The following is a 4029-nucleotide window of genomic DNA, read 5'->3' as shown; positions in this document are numbered from 1 at the left end:
TTCCCTGCCGGAAGCCACCCGGCAGCTGACGCTGCTCGGCTCGCCAAAACTTGACCGCTCGGCTCGCCAATGCCAAGACCACCCTTGAAAACCCAAAAGGCGCAACTTCAAAAGAAGGTGGGGGAAATTCCAGGCCGACATCCGACAAGATTAAACTGTCACGGACTACCCCAATCAGCGGAATGGGTTCCGTCCGCTCGATGTTCATCCACGGGGGGCTTCGGGATGGCAAAGCGAAAGTCCAAACCGGAGGCGCCCGCCGCGTCGGAGGGGCGGGATTATTCCCGGCCCGCGTCGGTGATCTTCTACAACGCCGATTTGGGGATGGTCAGCCCGGCGGTGTCCGATTATTGGCCCCGGCCGATCCAAGAGTTGATCCGGGATTCCGAGGCGATGTTGACCACCAATTTTCCGGGCGCCTCGTGCGCCCGGTTCATCGGCTGGTATCTCGCCCGGCCCGGAACGGGCGACTCTCATCTCGGCGTGGACAACCTGCCGGTGACGGTTCGGAATTACGACGGCGACGAAGCCGGCCCGTCGTCGGACTGGCTCGACCGCCTGCTGGCGGAGGTCAATCGCTGGAACCCGGACGCGGTGCTGGTCCGGCTGGACGGGCTGACGATCACCCAAGGGGGCCGGTTGTTGTGGCGGGTCGACTGGGTGCAGCGGCCGACGGGGCAGAAATTCTCCTTGCCAAGCCGCCGCCGACAAGCTTGGATCACGCGGCAACTGGCCGCCGCGCGGCGATTGGTCGCGACCTTGTCCCCGGCGGACGCGGACGGCCCGATGACTCTCGACGCCCTCGACCGGGTATGGGCCGCCTGGCGGCCGCAAACCGGGGCGAGGACCGCCACGACCGAGACCGATCCCGCCGCGGTGCTGGCGGTCATCAACTCCGTGGCCGAGGAAATGTGGGCGGCCATCGATGCCGTCGGGACGCAATTCGGCCAGTTCCTGACGGAGCAAGCCGGGTTCGAGTGGATCGTCGCGGACGATGCCTCCGGGACCGAGCTGATCGTCCGGGCGCTGGCCGGACGCGGGGATGTGCTGGTCTATCCGGTCAAGTTCGTGGAGATGCGGTGGTTTCAGCCGGAGGCGAGCTTTCTGGCGGCGTCGTTTGAGGCCATCCGCGAAGATGTCGAGGCGGTCGCGGCCGGCCGACCGGTGACGCATTGGCCGTGGTGATGGCTCATCGGAAGCCGGGTTACGGATCATCAGAGAGGGCAAACAAAACACATGAGTTACATTCTCAACCCAATCGCCGTGGATCTCAAAAAGGTGGTCGAGGTCTTCGGCTCCAAAAACAAACGGTTGATCGCGACGCTCATCAAAAACTTCGAGGATGAGTTTGATCAGATCGACGAGATGGCCGCTGAAATGTTGGAAAACGAGGACGAGGACGAAGATGAAGACGAGGACGGGGACGGCAAGGAAGCGACGACCGTCCGCGATGCCATCACGCAGATGGTGATGGGCCAGAAGTACGACGACCGGGTGGGGTTCGTTTACGGGTATGCGTTGGAATTCATCTGCCGGCACTTCGGGGAAGGCTTGTCGAACGACAGTTGGTCGTCCATGCGATCCGAGTGGGCGCGCAAGGCCGACAAGGCGCTCAAGTCGGTCGGCGTGGCGGAGAAGACGCTGCGGGTCAGCCAGTTGATGAATCGCGGCGCCCCCGTCCCGCTGCCGATGATCGAGGACTTCCCCGGCATCGGCTACATGACCCTCAAGGAAATCGAGATGGCGGTGGCTGAGTTCACCGAAGAGAAACTGGACGCCGTCAAGGACGACGAAGTGCGCGAGGCGCTTTCCGAGTTGAGGTTCTGGCTCTGGAGTTGCGAAGACAGCAAAAAGGACTTGATCTGCTTCTACGCCTGAGCGTTGGCCGGTCTTGTCAGATTTGATCGTGTTGTCCGGCGTCGATCAGAGATCGTTCGCCAGGGAGAATTTCATTGCCAAGAACTCTGAGCCTTGCGCTGATCTGTTGTGGCCTCATCGCGATTTGCCCGTCCTTGATTGACGAAACCGCACGGGCGCAGGAAACGACCCGGATCGCGCCCGCGAGCGGGGGAGTGGAGATTGACAGACTTCAGATTGTCCGCCTGAAGGTGTTGGGGGCGGTGAAAAGAGCGGACCTGACCAACATGCAACTCGACCTGTGGTTCGCGGCGGATTGGAAGAAAACGGACGATGACGTCCGCCCCCTCATTCATCTTCAATCACTCGACGCCATTGAGGACGACACGGGCCGTCTGCTGTCGACGGAAAATCGCCTGAAGGAAATCAGCTATCTTCAGGGCGAGACTCGCGGAACCCATTGGAAAGGCTCCGGCGAGACGTCGGGCCCGGCCATCACCATGTTGCTTGATGCGCCGGGGCGGGGAGCGGCCAAGATCAAGTCGATCAAGGGGAAGGGCCAGGTCTCGTTGACCAAGCCGGTGAACCTGACATTTGAAAACCTTGCCGACATCAACGGGAAAGACCTCGACCATCCCGACATGAAGGGCCTCGCGGCCATGAAGTTTCGCTTTTCGATCACAGAGAAAGACGGGAACGTGACCGCCAAACTATCGGCGCCGGTGCAATTTGCGAGTCCTTGGAACCAAGGCCGCCTTTTCCGTTGGGACTTGATGAATGGCAAGAGAACGATCGACCCGTCAAGTGAGGGAAGAACAGGGAAAGGAACCACCGAGGAAAAGACATATCGCCGCCAGTCATTAAAAGGGTTGTCGCTGCGTCTCGTCGTCCTGGAGGCGACGGAAACCAAAGATTTCAGCTTCGACTTTAAGGATGTCGAACTGCCCTGAGATCACTGGCGCCCGGTCGGGCGCGTTCAAGACAGGCGAACTCACCAGCCGGGGCGGCTATTCGTCGGCAACCGGTTCCGTCGTGTCATCGTCGGCTGGACGAATCCGTGACACAGGCTAGGGTATGGATATGTCCGCCCTCTTTTCGGAGTCGTGTTGCCACTCAATATCACCTGCCCGAAATGCGACAGCCGCCTGACCGTGCCGGACGCCGCCATTGGCAAGATGGTCCGGTGCAAAGCGTGCGGGACCGCCTTCAAAGCTCAAGCCGCCGAAGAGCCCGCGCCGCGCAAGGCGGGCGCCCCGGCCAAAGGGCCGCCGCCAGTCCCAAAGCCTTCCAAACCCAAAAAGCCGCCGGCGGACGATCACGAGGATCATGACGAGCCGGCGCCCAAGCCCTCCAAACCGAAGAAGCCCCCGGCGGACGAGCGCAAGGACGACAACGAGGATGACGGCGCCGCCGAACAACCACGAGCCAAAAAGAAGAAAAAGAAGAAAAAGAAGAAGAAAAGCAACGGGGCGATGATCGCCGTCATCATCGTCGCCGCCGTGCTGGTTCTCGCCGGGGCGGGAAGCGCGATTGCCTATTTCTTGGGGGCGTTCGGTTCCGCAAAGCCGGTTGCCGCTCCGGCCGCCGGCGGAAGTCCGGCTGGCGGAGGCAGCCCGGCCGGCGGAGCGAAAGAATCCAAGGATGCCGACAATATCCGGGGAGTTTGGGAATCGACGTCGGCCTTTTCCGACGGGGAGGATGTCGGGCTTCGGGGGTTGCGAGTCACCTTTACAAACGACAAAGTGACTTGGAATCTCAACGGCAAGATTATCGCCGAACACACCTACAAACTCGACGCGACAAAGTCCCCGAAAGCCATCGACCTGACAGTGTTGAACAACACCTCATTCAAAGGAAAAGTGGGGGAGGGCCTCTACAAACTGGAAGGCGACACACTCACCCTCTGCACGCCGATCCATCCGGGGGACCGGAACCGACCGACCGAGCTTAAAGCCGAGAAAAACTCCATGCTCTCGTTGTTTGTGCTCAGGCGAGTCAAGGAATAGGATGTGGCTCAAGGCTAAGGTTGTTTGTTGTTTTCGGATCTCGGAAACGGGCTTCGGCGTATGCCCCCCTCCGGCTCCCCCTTGCCAAGGAGGAGGACAAAACCGGCCTCTCTTCGGGTCTGGCCAATCTTTCTGGCATGCCTGTCCGGTCGGTTTTCGCCTCTTG

Annotated in this window: 5 protein-coding genes; 4 read left to right on the top strand and 1 reads right to left on the bottom strand. The window is 60.9% G+C overall.

What is annotated here, in order from left to right:
* On the bottom strand, positions 1-208 hold a 208-nt coding region (locus BGIM_RS67520), incomplete at its 3' end, for a hypothetical protein (protein WP_238537805.1).
* Between the two features lie 17 nt (positions 209-225).
* Between BGIM_RS67520 and BGIM_RS0138255 the strand changes: the two genes are divergently transcribed.
* The 4 genes from BGIM_RS0138255 (at position 226) to BGIM_RS0138240 (ending at position 3863) form a co-directional block, all read left to right on the top strand.
* Positions 226-1185 carry a DUF3806 domain-containing protein gene (locus BGIM_RS0138255; RefSeq protein ID WP_020474894.1) on the top strand — a complete coding sequence of 320 codons (960 nt, stop codon included), beginning with the start codon at positions 226-228 and terminating at the stop codon, positions 1183-1185.
* 51 nt (positions 1186-1236) lie between these two features.
* On the top strand, positions 1237-1878 hold the full coding sequence (locus tag BGIM_RS0138250; RefSeq protein WP_020474893.1) for a DUF7691 family protein: 642 nt from the start codon (positions 1237-1239) through the stop codon (positions 1876-1878).
* Positions 1879-2012: 134 nt separating this feature from the next.
* Positions 2013-2807, top strand: a complete 795-nt coding sequence (locus BGIM_RS0138245) for a hypothetical protein (RefSeq protein WP_029631455.1) — start codon at positions 2013-2015, stop codon at positions 2805-2807.
* 153 nt (positions 2808-2960) lie between these two features.
* Entirely contained in the window at positions 2961-3863 is a 903-nt protein-coding gene (locus BGIM_RS0138240) for a TIGR03067 domain-containing protein (protein WP_020474891.1), read from the top strand.
* Positions 3864-4029 lie beyond the last annotated feature (166 nt).

Origin of the sequence: Zavarzinella formosa DSM 19928, assembly GCF_000255705.1 — a bacterium.
Classification (GTDB): Bacteria; Planctomycetota; Planctomycetia; order Gemmatales; family Gemmataceae; genus Zavarzinella; species Zavarzinella formosa.
The sequence above is the reverse complement of the archived record's forward strand: the minus strand, read 5'-3'. Positions and strand labels throughout refer to the sequence as shown.